The sequence below is a fragment of the Rudanella paleaurantiibacter genome, from assembly GCF_009184635.1.
GTDB classification, from domain to species: domain Bacteria; phylum Bacteroidota; class Bacteroidia; order Cytophagales; family Spirosomataceae; genus Rudanella; species Rudanella paleaurantiibacter.
The window spans coordinates 55,132-72,749 of record NZ_WELI01000013.1 but is presented as its reverse complement, the minus strand read 5'-3'; the positions used below and the strand labels follow the sequence as shown (position 1 = coordinate 72,749).

The window sequence follows — 17,618 nt, the reverse complement described above, 5'->3', positions numbered from 1 at the left end:
GTGTTCGTGTTTTGGCTTTGCGTACCTATTTGGCGCTTAACAGGCCCAGCAGTTCGTTCGCTTTCTGAATCAGTTTGAGGCAGTTTTGCGTGTCCAGGCTTTTTTCGGTCAGCTTTCGGATTTGCCCCTCCAGGGCTTCAATTCGCCGGGCCGATTTGTCATTCTTGGATTCGGCAGAAAGGGAGCTGGTCTCTGCCGGGGTATTGGCTAGGCTCGACTGATTGGCCAGCTTCTGGGCCGCTGTTTTTGAAAGCTTACCCGCCAGCACATCCCGTTTCAGTTCGGGGTCGAGTTGTTCGAGGGTCGATGCAAACTCACCATCGCGCCGGATAGTGCGGCTGCTGACGCCGTACTCCGATGCCAGCACTTCGGCGATGTTTACCGCCGGGGCATCGGCCCGCAGGTTGCTGCCCCGGCGGGTTTTCTGCTGGTTGTAGCGCATACCCCGCAGGTACGAAGCTTGCTCGGCCGTGAGGTTCCGCCGACCCAGCTGATAGTCGATCATGTAGTCTTTGACCTCTGCCAGCGAATCGAAATGAACCAGATTGATGCGGAAGTCGCGCCCGTGTTTCCGTACAATCTGATACCGGTTGTGCCCATCAACCAGGACGAAAGCGGGACTTTCGCTCGTGCCCAAACCGGCTTTCGCCTGGGTGGTTTCCCAAATGGTGAGCGGGTCTTTCACCCCATGTTTCAGAATATTCTGTTCCAGCTGGGCCAGTTCGTCGTCGGTTAGCGGGGGAATCAGGTTGCGCAACTCGTCGAAGACAACCAGCTGGCTTTTGATATTTTCTTCGGCCGAGAGGAGAGAGGGGCGTACGTCCACCGTTTTCTCCTTCATCAGGCTCATAAAATCTTTCTTTGCCATCTTACAGGGTCATGATTTCGGTGGCCAGTTGGTTATACTGTTGCCAGGATGTGGATTTAGGCGAATACGTGTACAGGTCTTCTTTGGCTACCTGCGATTGTTTAATGACCGTCGACACTTCGACAACGGTATCGTAAATATTGAAGTTACGGTACGAGTCCCGAATGTGCGTCATCATGCTTTTGTGCACACTCTGGTTTTTGTACACCATCGTAAACACAATGCCTTTGACGGTCAGATTTGGATTAATGTACGTCCGTACTTCGGCGATTCGGTTAAACAGACTCTCAACGCCATGATACGCCGAGGCTTCGGGCTGAATCGGGACTACGCAATAATTAGACGCTACCAGTGAGCATGTTGTGCAGATACCCAGGCTGGGCGGGCAGTCGATCAGGATATAATCAAAGTGCGAACGGGCTTCTTCCAGTTTCACCGTTAGCCGCCGGTCGGCACCGATCGCGTTGGCCAGTTCCGACTCTTTGTACGCCATGCGAATATCCGACGGGGCCAGAAACAGATTCTCCGTGATCTCAACCAGGGGTAGGGGGGCGGACCCCAGCAGGGAATCAATCACCTGTTCTTCGGGTTCGTGTACGCCGTAGCACTGCGAGAGGTTGCCCTGCGAATCCATGTCGACCATCAACACCCGGTTCCCCAGCAGACTCAGGGCCTTGCCTACGTTTATCGTTGTGGTGGTTTTGCCCACGCCACCCTTGTGGTTCACAATCGAAATAACGGTTGCCTTGTCAAACAGACTATCGGTGTAGCCATACTGCCGGAGCACTTCATCCAGAGCGGAGAGGTGCTTAGCCGGGACATCTTTCTGATTGGTGAGGGCTTTGTGCAGGGTTTTGGCGGGTATGCCGGCTTCTTTCTCGATCTGCGACAGGTTGATAGCTGGTTTAGCCCGTAAGAAGCGAATCAGGTGTTCATGGGTCAGCATATTGGTCAGGATAAAAATTTATCTTTCGTAAAAGTATAAAGAACTTTTTTTATCCAAAACTGGGCAGAAGAAAAGTGTACGTTTTAGCAGCACAAAGCGAGGGAAAGGTAAATGGAGTACTACTTGCTTGTTGATTATCCTGAGCAATAGAGGGTAAGTGGGCACTTAATAATGCGTAATGTATAATGTATGATGAGTAATAGGTTTGTCTGCGGTCTAACGTCTAATGTCCAACATCTAATGTCCGATGCTGAGACTACTCATTTTACATTTAACTCAATTAAACTAGAGATAATTGATAGCGGGTCAAAGACGGTCGATGCTGGTGAGTTGTTCGAGCAGAAGGTCGCGTTTTTGTTTGGTTACGGGCACCTGAGCATCATCGGACATGAGCAGGTAGCCGCCTTCCTGACGCACAATTTTGCGGACAAAAGCGGGGTTGACCAGATGGGAATGATGCACGCGCACAAAACCACTCGGTTCAAGCGCCATACTCACCTCCTTGAGGGTCCGGCAGATGAGCCAGGTAGCCCCGTTTTGCATGTAAAAATGGGTGTAGCTGGCGTCGGCCGCGCACCGAACAATGTCGGCTACCTCAACTATTTCGTGGCCATCGTGTGTAGGCAAGGCGATACGCGTACGCGCAGTGCTGCTCTGTAAATGCTCTTGAAAAAGAGCGTATTGGCTTGGTTGTAAAAGTTTTAGTTTCCGCTGTTGCCACAATATGACAGCCTCGCGAAGTTCGGTTTCCTGAATGGGCTTGAGGAGGTAGTTGAGCGCACTGAACCGAAACGCCCGAATAGCATACTGGTCGTAGGCAGTTGTGAAGATAACGTCGAAGTGAAAGTGCCCAAGCTGTTCGAGTAGATCGAAACCGTTCATTCGGGGCATTTCAATGTCCAGAAAAAGTACATCGAACGTCGTATGCCGAATGTATTCAAGGGCCGCTTCGGGCTGATTGAAACAGGCCAGTATCTGCACGTCCATATTCAGTTTACGAAGTTTCATTTCGAGCAGTTCAGTAGCCCGTTTCTCATCGTCAAGCAAAATAGCTTTCATCAGTTGGGTTGGTCTAAAATGGATGGATTAGGTCGGGGCTGTAACGTGATGCGAACCAGCGTACCGGACTGCCCGTCGGCCAGCAAATCAACCAGTTCAACGTGGAGTTTGCTCTGATAATTACGGTTGAGCAGGTCGATACGCTGTTTGGTGATGCTCATACCGAGTGAGTTGCGCCGGGTTGACGACCGGCTTTTGAGCAGACCCGCTTCGGCCCGACCAATGCCGTTGTCCTCAATTTCAAACAGTATTCGCTCGTCAGCATCGAGCAGTACCCGTACCCAAAGCCGCTTATCAGGTCGATGACTGTGTTGAAGGCCATGCCAGATGGCATTTTCGACGAAGGGCTGTAGCAGTAGGGGAGGAATAACCACATCGTCGGGGTCAATAGCGGGATCTACTTCGAGGGTATACCGAAAATTCTCGTCGAATCGGCTGCTTTCCAGTTCCAGATAGAGATGCAGGCCGGTCAGGTCTTCGGAGAGCCGGACAGTATCTTCGTTGGAATGGTTCAGAATGAGCCGTAACAACCGTGAGAAGCTCGACAGATACCGGGTGGCGTTGGCCTCGTCGCCTTTGAGCACAAAATATTCGATGGTGTTGAGGCTGTTGAACAAAAAGTGCGGGTTCATCTGACTGCGTAACGCGAGCATTTCCACCTCGGCCAATCGCTTTTCGTAAGCGGTGCGCTGCTCAATTTCCTCAACATACGCCTGCTGACTCGCTTGCCGCTCCCGGTCGACCAACCGAATACGATGCGCCAGGGCCAGGGCAAACACAATAATTTCGAGCAGCACGCCCAGCGGTAGCATGAGCAGGTTATCCACAAAGCCCGGTAACGAGGTATCTTTCAAAATCAGTTCGCTCGCCCGGAGCGATGCCAAAATCCCAATGCCCGTAAGAAGTACGTTGCCCAGCACCACATACCGGGTGAGTACTGAGGGCACAGACCGCAGTAACCAGACCAGCACCACTACATGAATGGTGACGAATACGAACCGGCAAGCCCAATAATTGAGCTGATACAGACCACCGTCGTTGGTCAGCATCAGTACGGCTCCTGACACCAAGCTGTAACCAACCGCAAACCGACCCCAATGAACAAGCCGCCGGGCGGTGCCGGGGTGGCTTACCCGCAGGTTGAGCAACTCGACCAGAAACAGGGTATAGGCACCCCAGCCAGCCCACAAAACCAGTTCAAGGGCATAAAACCGGGCAAACGGAAAATTGACCAATACTTGCCCGACGGGGGTGTAGGTGCGGGTTTTCAGCAGCGAGTACACACAACCGGCCAGCACATAGAGGGCATAGTAGCCGTATAAAGCCTGCCGGTACTGCACAAAAATGAGCACCACAAACAGTAGAAAAAACAGCAAACCGCCCTGCACCCATGACCGGTACTGAAGCTCTGGGAGGTTGCGCCCATATTGCTGCATGAGCCGTTGGGCATGAAACAGTTCAGACTCCAGTCGCAACTGTACCGACGGTCGGGGTGTGTCAGCATGGGTAATAACCGGTACAATCCCTGCTCGGTTGGCTACCCGAATAAGCATCAGTACCGATTGGCCGGCCTGCATTCGCACGGGGATAAACTGATCGTCGCTCAGGTACGCCCAACGAGTGCGGGGTACCATAGACCCCGATTGAAGCGAATCGATCAGTTGACCGGGGGGCCGAATCAGGTACAGCGTGACCGTCTGGTTGCTGCCCGTGTAGATATAGGCAGTTCGGGCGGAATCAGAATCGTTTTTGAGCCATTGCCACAGCCAGTAGGCCTTCCGGGCCGAGGTCTGAAGCAGCGGGTCAGGTCTGAAGCGGTGTGCTTCGTGATACACAGATGACCAGTTGGCTTGTGGGTCGGTTATACTCAGCTCCGCGTGATGATGCAGGTAGGTATGCCCACGCACCAGGTCACTCAGCAGTAGTGTGTCTGGTTTGGGCATACGCGGATTGGCCACGGATGGTCTGGGCAGCAGCAAAAGAAAGAGGAGTAGCCAACGCAGCATATACCACAAAGTCGATGCCTATCTGTACAATACTACAAAAATTGGGTGCCTGCTCAACGGCTCATTCAATTGATAATGGGTTCGGGTAAACGGTTAGTCAGTTTGGGTGTACAGCCCGTGCACGTGGGTTAATAGCGTTTCGGTTTACTCAAACAGACAGAGTGTATACTCAAACTGCAATATGGTTAACTGGTAAGGCTACTTACTTTTTGGGGAATTCATATTTGCGCAGCCTCAGTAACGTATAAATCAGCGCACTATGAACCAGATCGGAATTGTCGGATTCATCGTATTGTGTACACTCAGCCTGTCGGTGGTGCGGGCGCAGGTACGGGTCAACAACCCCAAAGAGACCGTTGAACGGGGGGTAGAAGGTCGCGTAAACGGGCGCATTGATGGGGGAATAAATCGAGGGCTGGATAAGCTGGAGGAAGGGGTTGGTAATATCTTCAAAAAGAAAGAGAAAAAGCCGACAACACGCCCAACGTCGGCTGATGATACATACGACTCGTCGGCCGAAACGAACGGGGAAGCACGCACCAATCCCCAACGTCAGGAGAGCGCGTCGGCAGCGGGCAGGGGCAACGGAACCTCGCAAAACCAGCCCGACGAACCCCGTTCCCTGAAAGCTTACAGCAAGTTTGACTTTGTACCGGGCGAAAAGGTGGTGGCTGTCGAGGATTTTGGGCCCGATGCTGTCGGTGATTATCCGGCCCGATGGAATACCAATGCCAGTGGCGAAGTTGTGACAATTGACGGGCTGCCGGGTAAGTGGTTTCAGTTCGCTGATAAAGGCACATTTTACCCAGAATTTGTAAAAAACCTGCCCGACAATGCTACTATAGAATTTGACATGGTTACCACCGATGATTTTAGCAATAGTGGTGCGGGCCTGAAAGTCTTTATTCTTGATACGAAAGATCGTTCCATCAACTTCGATCAACATTTTGGTGCCAGTGCTCAGGCTGGGGTTGATATTCATCCTTCCGAAGGCGGGCAGGGGAGTAGTTCGGTATGGGTAAATGACAAATCGAGGGAGCGCATACTGGCCAACGATACCCCGATAGCCTGGCGGGTTAATGCAGTCAATCGAATAGCATTCTGGAAACAGAAAAGTCGGTTAAGGGTCTATATCAATGAGTCAAAAATCTGGGATATTCCCCGTGCGTTTGACCCCACAACAACCTACTCGCTACTTTTTGCTACCTATATTCTCAATGGTAGGGCTTATTTGAGTAACCTGCGGGTGGCTGTAGGTGCCCCCGATACCCGCTCTAAACTGATTGCCGAGGGGAAATTCAGCACAACCGGTATTCTATTCGACGTGAATTCCGACAAAATCCGGCCGGAGTCGTACGGCGTGCTGAAAGACATTGGTACGGTGCTCAAAGAGAATCCGGGGGTGCGGGTCAAAATTGTGGGTCATACCGACTCCGACGGGGATGATGTAAGCAACCTGGCCCTTTCTAAACGGCGGGCTGCTGCCGTGAAAACGGCCCTCACGGCCGAGTTCGGAATCGAAGCGGCCCGCCTGGATACCGATGGTAAGGGCGAAAGCCAGCCCGTTGGGCCAAACACCACCGCTGAGGGCAAAGCCAACAACCGCCGGGTTGAGTTTTTGAAATTATAACAGCCAATCTGCAATGGGTTATAACTGTCTATGAAGCGGGTATTTTCAACACACATTCTGCCCCTGATCCTGCTGTGTTGGGTGGTTCTGCAGGCCAATGCGCAGGTAACTATTGCCTATTGTAAGCTTGGAGGGGGCTGCCAGTTCTATCAAACAGCCTACTCGTATGCTGAGATAGACGGGATGTTTAACTATTTGGGGACCTTTGAGAAAGACAAAGGCATACTGGTTTTTTTTCGAAATAAGCAGCAGCAGGATATACACTACCCTGATCGCAAACGCGGTCCCCGCGAGCTGAACGAGTATTTTGGCGGAAAGTGCGAACCAGCCATTGCGAAAGGTGGAATGGCCCCGTTTCCCGAAGCCATACAGCCTAAAAATGGCAACTGGTCGGTGATAACTGCCGAGCCGGTTACCAAAAACTGCCCGGCCCAACTGACCGCGCAGCTCAAAAGCGTGTCTGGGTTGAAAAGTGGCCAGAAAGTGTTCAAAAAGCCGTTTTCGCCCGATGACTTATTGCCAGAAAAAACGCCCTGGCTATCAATCGCTCCCAATGGATACAAGGCGTTTTTGATGACGCGAACCGCGCCTACGTTCACCAATACGTACGACTTCGAAGTGGTGTCGCCAGTACGTATTACGGGTTCGTTGCTGACACAGATTCGGATACCGAATCAGGCAACCTGCGAGGTCCGAACCAATTTTAGCTATCAGCATACCCCCTAAAAGCTGTTCAAATCGCCAGAACCGTGAAGCTGTTCGTTGTTATACTGACTATTGTGCTTGTTGCAGGCAGTCGGCTGGTTTCGGGGCAGTCGCTCACCCCCGCCCAGCAGGCCGAGCTGGACAAAGCAACGCGCGAGGCCAAAGCCGAAATGGAACGGGCCTTTAACCCCGAATACATCCTGAAGGCTATTGATGAGCAGATTGAAGAAGCCCGGAAAAATGGAGCCACCCCCGCTCAGATTCGGGCGCTTCAACAGGCCAAAGCGGATGCAATTCAGCAACTTCGGGCCAGGCAGCAGGAGGCCACTAAACCTGCTCTTGTAGAGCCTGAAACATCAGGAAGTGAGCAGGCCTCCGAGTCGGTTGTGGCGGCACTCGACAAGCGGTTGAGCCGACGCGACTCGGGCGATGTTCCCGTGCTGTATGACCCTATTCCCGGCCGTTACTCTGCCGTGCCAACGGCCTTTCGGGTGTACACCCAGTGGAAACTGACGCCCGATGAGTTTGTGGTCTTCATGCAGAAAAAAATGGGCGTAACCCTGCGGGAGACAGGCCGGTACGGACTGGGCAAAACCCAAAGCCGACGGTACGAACAGCTCCATCATGGCCACCCCATCCGACTGGCACATTACAGTATTTCGCTGGATACCAATGGCTATGTCATTCGGGCCAATGGGGATTTGTTTACCCCGAAGCAAGCCGCAACCAGTTCAAAAACACCCGAACAGTTGCTTACTGCCCTTCGGCAGGTTACGCAACTGCCTACATTAACTCTCCGTAATCCGGCCCAACCGGCTTTGCCTTTTGCACAGGCATTGCCCCTGATGTGGGTTCACCCAAACCTTATACCGGGCCGTGAGCCCCCTGTTCTGTGCCGACCCTTTACCGTTGGCACTCAAAACAGCCGCCGACGTTACTACCTGAATGCGCAGACCGGGGCGTTGGTAGCCGGGGAAAACCTCCGGCGAACCTGCCGGTTTATTGATGAGCCAATCCCGTTTAAAGTCACCGTGCAAACGTTCCACCACAACAAGCGGGTGGTTGGGGTCACACGGGGTAAAAACGGCCGTCATCCCGGTATTTTTCTGGTCGATAGTACGGAGTCGCCCGCTGTTATCATCACGCGCCGGGACAGTGAACCGGTGTTTTCGCACGATACTACCTTACAGGAGGCCACGCTGCGCGGCCGGGGCGATTGGGATGCCTTGTTCGGCTTCCGGCAGGCAGCCCGGTATTTCAAAGGACTGGGTCTGAACAGCTACGACAATCAGGGTACACCAATCCTGGCCGAATCGTGTTCGGAAGCCAATGCGTACTGGCAGTCGGACGAAGGGAAGTTCTATTTTGGGATGGTCAAAGGGAAGCCGTTTGCCAATTTGCACACCGTTGGACATGAGTTCACTCATGCCGTTACGGAGCACACGGCTGGGCTTATTTTTCAGGGAGAATCGGGCGCGCTCGACGAATCGCTGGCCGACATATTTGGGGTTTGTATTGAACATCAGGCCATTGGTGGTAACTGGCTTGTGGACGAAGAGATTACAGCCGGAGGATTTCGGGACATGGCCAATCCACCCGCCAAAGGCCATCCCGATACGTATCTGGAGTTTCCGTGGAAACCCACCGATGTTCCGAAAGACGACGGAAACGTGCATTCTAATTCGGGCGTTGGCAACAAATGGTTTTACTTGCTCATCAAAGGCGGCAAAGGCCAAAATGCCTTAAAGCACCCTTTCGATGTATTTCCGACGCTCGCCTACAATACGGTAGCCCGCGTTTTGCTGGCGGCACTACCTCGCCTTAGCCCGCGCTCCGGCTACGAAGATTTATGCCGCGAAACCATCGAGGCCGCTACGCAACTGCACGGTGAATGTAGCCCGACTACCGAGGCCATCAAGCGGGCCTGGTATGCTGTTGGGGTGCTCGAAGACCCTCCTGCTGCCTGCAAACCGGGCTGGACAATGGACATGGTTATTGGCAAGCAGGCTAACCGAATGTTGCTCAACCTGTACTTTAAAGGAGATAGCGCGGTAATGGTGTACCGAGGCCCCGAAGCGTCGACGAAGCTCTTTACGCGTCGGGATAGCCCCATTACAACTGCGGTGGTTAAAGACGAGGATGGAGTTCGGAGTCACAACTTCCCCAAAGATTGGTCGGGTTTTATGGGGCAACAACTCGAAGAAACCATGCCCATGCAAGAGGCCGCCATAAATGAGGCTTTAACCAAAGCCCGCGCCGAACTGAACGACCCCAATACGCCCGCCGACCGACGCGCCGAATTACGGAAAACCATCCCGATGGTTGAAAAACAGTTGAAGGCGGGCCAACAGACGCGGAACGAACTGCAAGGGCAATTGGCTGAAACACAACAGGTGGGGCAACCGCAATCGGAGCTGGCGTTTTGGGGCAGTCGGCAGGCCCGACGCGATTTCGACAAAAAGCACATTAAGGCAACCGATATGTATCAGGGCAAATACCTCAGCCGAAAATATGTATTGGGTGGTGGGGCCGCTGGCATGTATTGGTGGACCACGTCACAAATCCCGTTACGCTTCTCCGATTTGTCGCTTACGTCGCCAATGGCCCCCACTTTACAAATGCGGTCGGGCGTAGACCATTGGCTACGGGGTTTTCCGATTCAGGTTCACGAGATGTTTCAAATCCAGAATATTCGGGAGAGTGCTCCGGCCAACTTCGATGCCCTGTTTTCAGCCGCTCCGGTGTTTCAGTAAGCTGAAAGGGCAGCCGGTTAGCATGGAGTTACTCTTTACCGGCAACCAGCGTACCTCCCCGCTCCAGATGCTCCAGTCGCTTCCGTAGCTCCCGGTTCTCGCGTTCGAGGTCTTCAAGCCGTTGCAACACCTCATCTAATTTAGAAATCCTGGCCAGTACGGTTTCGCCGGTTGCGTCAACCGTCAGCACCTGGTCGGTCAGGCCATTTTGGTACGATGGGTTGGAGAGATGACTAAACTTAAGCGTTCCATTGCCCCGAATATTGATGATGCCTCTGACATCAAGCGGAAACTGCGGAGCGGTGGTCCCGATACCCACTTTCGTGTTCTGGGTCGTGTCGCCCAGAACAATGGCGTTGCTGACCGATACTTTGGCGTTGGCACCGATGGCGGCTGCATTGGTGAGGTTGGCCAGCTGCACATCGGCCTGGTAGCCCAGCAAGGTATTTAGCTGGCCAGACGTGTTCGCGTAGCCCGACCGATACCCCAGAAACAGGTTGCCTGTGGCGTTGGTGAAAAGGCCAGCCTGTGCGCCCAGCATCGTATTCTGCATACCAGTCTGATTATAGGCACCGGCTTTGGAGCCAATCAGTACGTTGGAAGAAGTGGTGCTACTATAACCGGCACTATCACCGATCATCACATTGAACGAGCCTGTATTATTCAAATAACCAGCCAGATAGCCGCTCATGTAATTTCGGGAACCTGTGGTATTAAAGTAACCCGCAGCGTAACCACTGAAAAAGTTATTTTGCCCAATACTGTTATTAAAACCAGCATAATAGCCGCTAAAATAATTGTTGGAGCCCAGAGTGTTATAGAACCCCGCAACGCAACCACTGAAGTAGTTATTGCTGCCGGTTGTATTGTTGAAGCCAGCCTGATAACCAACGAAATGATTAGTGCTCCCCGTGGTATTGTCATACCCTGACCGATACCCAACAAAGAAATTATTGCTACCGCTCGTATTGTTGTAACCAGCCTCATACCCAACAAAATGATTGAAAGAGGCCGTATTGTCGTAACCTGCCATATACCCTAAAAACAGATTACGCTGCCCCGTGCTGTTTGTTCTGCCAGCTCCGCGACCAATCATGACATTGTACAGACCCATTGTCGTGTTCAAACCAGCTTCATAACCAATCACCGTGTTCTCTGAACCTGTTGTCATGAACCGCCCCGCGTCTACGCCAACCAGGACGTTCCACTTTCCGGTAGTGAGCGGATACCCGGCATTATATCCAAAAATGGCATTTCGGTCGCCCGTCAGCGAACCACTACCCCCAGCCCCAGGCCCTACAAGGGTATTGAATAGGCCCGGCGTTGACGAATTAACCGTGTTAGCAACATAATTACTTTGACTATATGCCGTGGTAATTGTCCCGAATGCCAGAAGAATTGTAAACTGTTTAACCATGTTGATTAGGATTTAGATGACTACACAGTACTGGACATGCGTACAATTGAGCAGTGCTGGTACGCCAGCCCGGTCGGTTGGGCCGATAGCGGTCCGGCGGTCCGGCGGTCCGGCCAATTTTAGCCTGGTGGCTTAGCGAATCGGAGCGCCGACCGGCACCGCTTCACTGTACGTTTTGTCCAGTACTGAACGTGACAGTACAACTAATGACGGTTTAAGGTAATTATCAGCGCTTTACGTAAAGATTTTCTTTTAGTAAGCGGGCTGTTGGTTAGGTTAACGTCTGTTGTCAAGGTGTATATCGGGTGGGTGTTGCCAACAAACTGGCCGGGGTGTAGGGAGATAGGCTATGGGGTATTACCTACGCGCCAGTCATTTTCCGTAACGCCCGGTAGAGTAGCCCGCAACGTTCGGTGTGAAGCCCCCTAAAACGGACTCAAACCGCTTTTTGAACTGCTTATACCCCCTTTTGAACGGAAAGACCCCCCACAAGCTTCTTCAGGGCTGCTACCTTGCTTTTCGTATTTCGTCTGATCAAAACCGTTTATCCATGCGCTTACATTACCTAAGGTCACTGTCGCTTCGCCGGGTGCTGGTTTCCTTCGTTACCATTCTATCCGTCAATTCCTGCCTGATGCCCACCGGAAACATGCGGCAAACGGACGAGAAAACCACCGGGCGAAACCCCAACATCGTCATTTTCTACGTCGATGATTTGGGGTATGGTGATGTGGGCTACAACGGGGCCATCGGGGTTAAAACGCCGGTGGTCGACCGGCTGGCTAAAGAAGGCATTGTGTTTACCGACGCCCATACCACCTCGGCAACCTGCACGCCCTCGCGCTACTCCGTGCTAACCGGCCAACACGCGTTCCGCAACAACGCGGCTATTTTGCAGGGCGATGCCCCGCTGCTGATTCAGCCCGGCAGCTATACCCTGCCGGGTATGTTGCAAAAGGCTGGCTACCGAACGGGCGTAGTTGGTAAATGGCATCTGGGTTTGGGTAATGGCTCTATCGACTGGAACAGCGACATAAAGCCCGGCCCGCGCGAAATTGGGTTTGATTACAGTTTTCTGCTGCCCGCCACTGGCGACCGGGTCCCGACGGTGTACGTCGAAAACCACCGGGTGGTCAATGCCGATAAAAATGACCCGATTGTGGTCAATTATGAGGAAAAACTGGATGGGTACGCCAATGGCCTCGACAGCCCCAACCTGCTCCGGCAAGGGGCCGATAAACAGCACAGCAATTCGATTATCAATGGCATCAGCCGCATTGGCTACATGAAAGGCGGCAAAGCAGCCCTGTGGGTTGATGAGGAGTTTCCCGATGTGCTGACCGACAAGGCGAAACGGTTTATTCAGGCCGAAAAGGATAAGCCGTTCTTTCTGTTCTTCTCGTTCCACGACATTCACGTGCCGCGTTTGCCCAACCCGCGTTTCAAGGGCAAAAGCACTATGGGGCCCCGGGGCGACGCCATTGCCCAGATGGACTGGATGACGGGCGAGGTGATCGCTGAATTGAAGAAGCAGGGGCTGGCCGATAACACCCTCGTTATTTTCACGAGCGACAACGGGCCGGTTATCAGCGATGGCTACGACGACCGGGCGATGGAGCTGCTGGGTAACCACAAACCCGGCGGGCCCATGCGCGGAGGTAAATACAGCGCCTACGAGGCCGGAACCCGCGTACCCACCGTGCTGTGGTGGCCCGGAAAAGTGAAGCCCGGTACCAGCAAGGCGCTGGTGAGTCAGGTGGATTTGTACGCTTCGTTTGCGGCTCTGGTTGGGCAACCCCTGGCCGACAATGAGGCTATCGACAGCCAGAATCTGCTCACCACCCTCCTCGACCATACCAAGCCCGGCCGCACCTGGCTGCTGGAGGAATCGTACACCACCTCGCTTCGGAAAGGCGACTGGAAATACATCGAGCCATTCCCCAAAGAGAAGCGCCTGCCTGATTTTATGGCGAACAAAGGCGTTGAGGGAGGTTTTCAGCATACCCCGCAACTGTATGACCTCTCAACGGACATTGGTGAGAAACGTAATGTGAGCACCGAAAATCCGGCCATTGTGGCCAGTATGCAGGCCGAAATCGAAGCGATTCGGAAGAAGACGAAACGTAGCCCTGTTCCATGATCGGCTAAACAAACTTGGTTCTGTCTCGTTTTTTGCTCAAATTATGCCAATGAGGTCCGCCATCTGCTTTTGTTTACTGAGTCTGTTGTTCGTGAGCATTGCTGTCCCGATAAGCGGGCAGAATGTTGGCGCGGGCCGGTCGGATGAGTTTGTTATCGACTATCTGGACGTGCGCAAAGGGCTGCTCAGCAATTTTGTGACCCGGACCATCAGCGACGACAACAACCTCAAATACTTTGCGACCGAGGGGGGCGTATCGCGGTACGATGGCTACGGCTTCAAAAGCTACCGGCCGGGCGGGGAGTATCCGCAGCTGGTCAACGAGAACATCGAAACGCTTTTTAAAGACAAAGACAACAACATCTGGATTGGCACCAAGAGTGGGGGCGTATCGGTACTGGACGTCAAAACCAACCGAATTCGGAATTACAACGATATTCTGAAAACCCGCGATCAGCGTTACCTGCGCGTGATCGCGCTTCAGCAGGACGCTAACGGGAATATTTGGGTGGGCACGTGGAACAAGGGCGTATTTGTGCTCGACGCCAACGCCCGGAAGCTGCTGGCCCACCATTCGTCGACCGAGCCGGTCTATAAAATCATCCGCGACGAGCACCAGAACATCTGGTACATCAGCGGGCGAAAACTGCACAAGTACGACCCCTCCGAAAATCGGTTGTTCGACTTTCCCACCCAATACATCATGTACGATCTGGTGCAGGACAAAGTCCGCAACAAGCTTTGGATGGTGGGCAACACGGGGCCGAAAGTCCACCTGCAAAGCTTTCGGTTCGATGCGCAGCTGGTGCAGGAGGAGCCGATCAATCTGGAAGCGACGTTTATGAAAAGCATCGCCGTTGACCAGAAAGGCCGGGTTTGGCTCGGTAGCTGGGGCGATGGTCTGTTTATCAGCGACTTGGCCGTAAAGGGTTTTCAGAAAATTAACACCAATCCGCAAGGCAGCCTGTTCAACAATGTCAATTATTCCATGATTCTGGATATCGACATTGACCCCAACGGCATTGCCTGGCTGAGTACGGCCCACGGGGGTGTGCTGATTCTGTACCCCAACAAAGGGTTCAATTTCATGGCCGACGCCCGGCCGTCTTTCCCGGTCGACCATAACACCATCGCTATTTTCCAGACGCGCCGGGGCGAATTACTCATTGGTAGCCTGACCGATGGCCTGTACCGCAAGACCGCCGGTGGCCAACTGGAGAAAATTGATCAGATTGCCGATACCCGGATCAATACGATTTACGAAAAGGACAACACCCTGTTTATTGGTACCAATCGGGGCCTTTATGTTGTCAAAGACGGCAATTTTGCCAGTGCCTATCTGGCCTTTACCAATGACAAAATCACGGCGGTTTATTTAGATTCTCAGGGTATTCTCTGGATCGGTTCGCAGCAACGGGGACTGAAAATGACCCGCTTTGCCGACGACCCCAAACTGGCGAACTGCCAGATTTATGCTGAGGAGCAGCAGGGTCGGTTTTTCATCGAAAACAACCGCATCAATCAGATCAAAGAAGACCGTCGGGGGAACATCTGGCTGGCCACGTATTCGGGGCTGAATCTGCTCGACCGGGCCACCGGTGCGTTTATTCCGCATCATCAGCTGCTGTCTGCGCAACTGCCCAGCGTTATTATCAACGCCCTGTATATCAAGGGGTCTACGCTGTATCTGGCTACGCCCCTTGGCTTTGCCGACCTGTCGCTGACGGACAAAACGCTCAAGCTGAATACCCTCTACACGACCAAAAACGGCCTGACCAATGATTTTATCTGCTCCATCGAAGAAGATAAAACCGGGCAGTTCTGGCTCAGTACCACCACCTCGATTACCCGGTTTGACCCGAAAAACAAGCGCTTTGTTAACTACGACCGCGAAGACGGGGTAATGATCAACTCCTTTCACATTGGGTCATCGTTTCAGGGCGCTGACGGTGAGCTGTATTTCGGGGGGGCCAACGGAATCATCCGCTTCCGACCGGCCGATCTCAGTCAGGCGTTTACCGTACCAAAGGTGGTCTGGACCAAGCTGATGGTTAATAATCAGGCGATTGACGTAGGCGAAGAGGTAAACGGCGAGGTGATTCTGGACCGCGCCATTCAGTACACCGACGAAATAGCCCTGAGCTACCGGCAGAATCACCTGTCGCTGAGTTTTGCGGCCAACGACTTTTTCGGGGCCGACAATGTCACCTACGCCTATCAGTTGCGCGGCTTCAAGGATGGGTGGGTGAACATGGGCGGGAAAAATGAAATCAACTTTACCGGTCTGGGCGCGGGCACCTACGAGCTGCTGGTGAAAGCGAGCCGCAACAACCAGGACTGGAGCCCCGAAAAAAAGCTCAAAATTGTGGTTGGGGTGCCGCCCTGGCTCAGCTGGTATGCTTTTGTGTTTTACGTCTGTCTGGCGGTGGGTGTGCTGCTGCTGGTCCGGCACATATCGGTGCGGCAGGCCCGGCTGAAGGCCGACTTGCGCATTGTTCAGATCGAAAAAGAAAAAGAGCACGCCCTGAACGAAGCCAAGATCAACTTCTTTACCAACATTTCGCACGAGTTTCGGACTCCGCTGACCCTGATTATGAGTCCGGTAGCCGAAATTCTGGACGACCTGACGCTTAACGGCAACCTCCGCGAAAAAATGGTATTGGTGGAGTCGAATGCCAAGCGGATGCTCAACCTGATTAATCAGTTGCTCGACTTCCGTAAGTCGGAGCATGGGCTGCTGAAACTGAAGCGGGTGTACAGCGATTTTGTCCCGTTTGCCAAAGAGGTGTTCCTGAGCTTTCAGCCCATTGCCCGGAACAAAAACATCAGCTACACCTTTCAAAGCGATTTGGAAGAAGCCCCGCTGGAGTTTGACCGCGATCAGATGGAGATTGTGCTCTGTAATCTGCTGTCGAACGCCTTCAAGTATACGCCTGATAATGGGACGATTCGGCTCCGAATTTACCCCAAAGACGACTGGCTCGCGATTGATGTAGAGGATAACGGCATTGGTCTTTCGGAAGAAAGCATCCGCAACCTGTTCAACCGGTTTTATCAGGTTCAAAACGCCCAAACGGCCAAAATGGTGGGTAGTGGCCTTGGGCTGGCGTTCTCCAAAAACATCGTTGACCTGCACGAAGGTGAGATTACCGTTCGGAGCGAGCTGGGGAAAGGAACCTGCTTCACGGTGCTGTTGCAGGCCGATCATGCGGGCGCAGCCCCCGCCGATGAGCCGCTGCCCGACGTGGCCGAAGCCGGTACCGACGGCCCGATCTGGCCCGAGAACAACTCGCTGGACATAAGCAAGCAGCAAAAGAAAGACACCGTGCTGGTGGTGGACGATAACGACGACATCCGGGCGTACCTGAACTCGTTATTGAAAGAGGATTTCACCATTCTCGAAGCCGAAAACGGCCTCGAAGCCCTTTCCATTACCAACCGCGAACTGCCCGACCTGATTATCTGCGATGTGATGATGCCGCTGATGGACGGGATTACGTTCTGTCAGGAAATCAAGCAGCAGATTGCTACCTCCCATATTCCGGTAATTCTGCTCACGGCCCGCTCGTCGGTGGTGTACGAAGTGAGCGGACTACAAACCGGTGCCGACGACTACATCACGAAGCCGTTCAACCCGATCATTATCAAAACCAGAATCCACACAATTCTGGAAAACCGGAAAAAGCTACAGGAGCATTACCTGAACAAAGTTCGTTTCGAGCCCGACACCCAGCAGGTCAACGAGGTCGATCTGGATGCCCTGTTCATCGACAAGGCCATTAAGCTCGTGAACGACAACATGCAAAATGAAAATTTCGGGATCGAGGACATGGTGGAGCACCTGTTTATGAGCCAGTCGACCCTATACCGCAAAATCAAGTCGCTGACTGGCCTTTCGTTGACCGGCTTTATCCGGTCGGTGAAGCTCAAAAACGCGGCTCAGATGATTTTGCAGGACAACATGAAGCTGAGTCAGGTGGCGTATGAAGTAGGCTTCAATGACTACAAGCATTTTCGAAAATCCTTTCAGCAGCAGTTTGGCTGTTTACCCTCCGATTACCGGGCTAAAATTCTGGAAGGGGTAAAGGAGTAAA

At 53.0% G+C, this 17,618-nt stretch carries 10 protein-coding genes; 5 read left to right on the top strand and 5 right to left on the bottom strand.

The window, feature by feature from the left end:
• Window positions 1-25: 25 nt before the first annotated feature.
• From F5984_RS23410 to F5984_RS23395, 4 genes are all read right to left on the bottom strand, one after another.
• Window positions 26-868 carry a ParB N-terminal domain-containing protein gene (locus F5984_RS23410; RefSeq protein ID WP_152126647.1) on the bottom strand — a complete coding sequence of 281 codons (843 nt, stop codon included), beginning with the start codon at window positions 866-868 and terminating at the stop codon, window positions 26-28.
• 1 nt (window position 869) lies between these two features.
• The gene (locus F5984_RS23405) at window positions 870-1,814 is read right to left on the bottom strand and encodes a ParA family protein (protein WP_152126646.1); all 945 of its coding nucleotides are present in this window, start codon (window positions 1,812-1,814) and stop codon (window positions 870-872) included.
• Window positions 1,815-2,120: 306 nt separating this feature from the next.
• Window positions 2,121-2,873: a LytR/AlgR family response regulator transcription factor gene (locus F5984_RS23400; protein ID WP_152126645.1), complete on the bottom strand. Its 753-nt coding sequence runs from the start codon at window positions 2,871-2,873 to the stop codon at window positions 2,121-2,123.
• Window positions 2,873-4,816 (bottom strand): sensor histidine kinase, encoded by a 1,944-nt coding sequence (locus tag F5984_RS23395; protein ID WP_246169321.1) that lies wholly within the window; start codon window positions 4,814-4,816, stop codon window positions 2,873-2,875. The genes F5984_RS23400 and F5984_RS23395 overlap by 1 nt, the downstream gene beginning before the upstream one ends.
• Before the next feature lie 322 nt (window positions 4,817-5,138).
• Between F5984_RS23395 and F5984_RS23390 the strand changes: the two genes are divergently transcribed.
• From F5984_RS23390 to F5984_RS23380, 3 genes are read left to right on the top strand one after another with little or no spacing between them, the layout of a single operon-like run.
• Window positions 5,139-6,509, top strand: a complete 1,371-nt coding sequence (locus F5984_RS23390) for an OmpA family protein (protein WP_246169318.1) — start codon at window positions 5,139-5,141, stop codon at window positions 6,507-6,509.
• Window positions 6,510-6,539: 30 nt separating this feature from the next.
• Window positions 6,540-7,235, top strand: a complete 696-nt coding sequence (locus F5984_RS23385; RefSeq protein ID WP_152126644.1) for a hypothetical protein — start codon at window positions 6,540-6,542, stop codon at window positions 7,233-7,235.
• A 23-nt stretch (window positions 7,236-7,258) separates the two neighbouring features.
• A complete protein-coding gene (locus F5984_RS23380; RefSeq protein WP_152126643.1) occupies window positions 7,259-9,967 on the top strand; it encodes a M4 family metallopeptidase in 2,709 nt (902 codons plus the stop codon).
• A gap of 28 nt (window positions 9,968-9,995) precedes the next feature.
• Here the strand turns inward: F5984_RS23380 and F5984_RS23375 are convergent, their stop codons facing one another.
• Window positions 9,996-11,384, bottom strand: coding sequence for a hypothetical protein (locus F5984_RS23375; protein ID WP_152126642.1), 1,389 nt, complete (start codon window positions 11,382-11,384; stop codon window positions 9,996-9,998).
• Window positions 11,385-11,934: 550 nt separating this feature from the next.
• Between F5984_RS23375 and F5984_RS23370 the strand changes: the two genes are divergently transcribed.
• A complete protein-coding gene (locus F5984_RS23370; protein WP_246169316.1) occupies window positions 11,935-13,524 on the top strand; it encodes a sulfatase family protein in 1,590 nt (529 codons plus the stop codon).
• A 91-nt stretch (window positions 13,525-13,615) separates the two neighbouring features.
• The gene (locus F5984_RS23365) at window positions 13,616-17,617 is read left to right on the top strand and encodes a hybrid sensor histidine kinase/response regulator transcription factor (protein WP_185155626.1); all 4,002 of its coding nucleotides are present in this window, start codon (window positions 13,616-13,618) and stop codon (window positions 17,615-17,617) included.
• The last annotated feature ends 1 nt before the right edge of the window (window position 17,618 follow it).

Excerpts from the sequence above, each read along its gene's own strand:
- F5984_RS23395 (WP_246169321.1), bottom strand. The coding sequence starts at position 4,816 with ATGCCCAAACCAGACACACTACTGCTGAGTGACCTGGTGCGTGGGCAT.
- F5984_RS23400 (WP_152126645.1), bottom strand. The coding sequence starts at position 2,873 with ATGAAAGCTATTTTGCTTGACGATGAGAAACGGGCTACTGAACTGCTC.
- F5984_RS23385 (WP_152126644.1), top strand. The coding sequence starts at position 6,540 with ATGAAGCGGGTATTTTCAACACACATTCTGCCCCTGATCCTGCTGTGT.
- F5984_RS23390 (WP_246169318.1), top strand. The coding sequence starts at position 5,139 with ATGAACCAGATCGGAATTGTCGGATTCATCGTATTGTGTACACTCAGC.
- F5984_RS23410 (WP_152126647.1), bottom strand. The coding sequence starts at position 868 with ATGGCAAAGAAAGATTTTATGAGCCTGATGAAGGAGAAAACGGTGGAC.
- F5984_RS23370 (WP_246169316.1), top strand. The coding sequence starts at position 11,935 with ATGCGCTTACATTACCTAAGGTCACTGTCGCTTCGCCGGGTGCTGGTT.
- F5984_RS23375 (WP_152126642.1), bottom strand. The coding sequence starts at position 11,384 with ATGGTTAAACAGTTTACAATTCTTCTGGCATTCGGGACAATTACCACG.
- F5984_RS23405 (WP_152126646.1), bottom strand. The coding sequence starts at position 1,814 with ATGCTGACCCATGAACACCTGATTCGCTTCTTACGGGCTAAACCAGCT.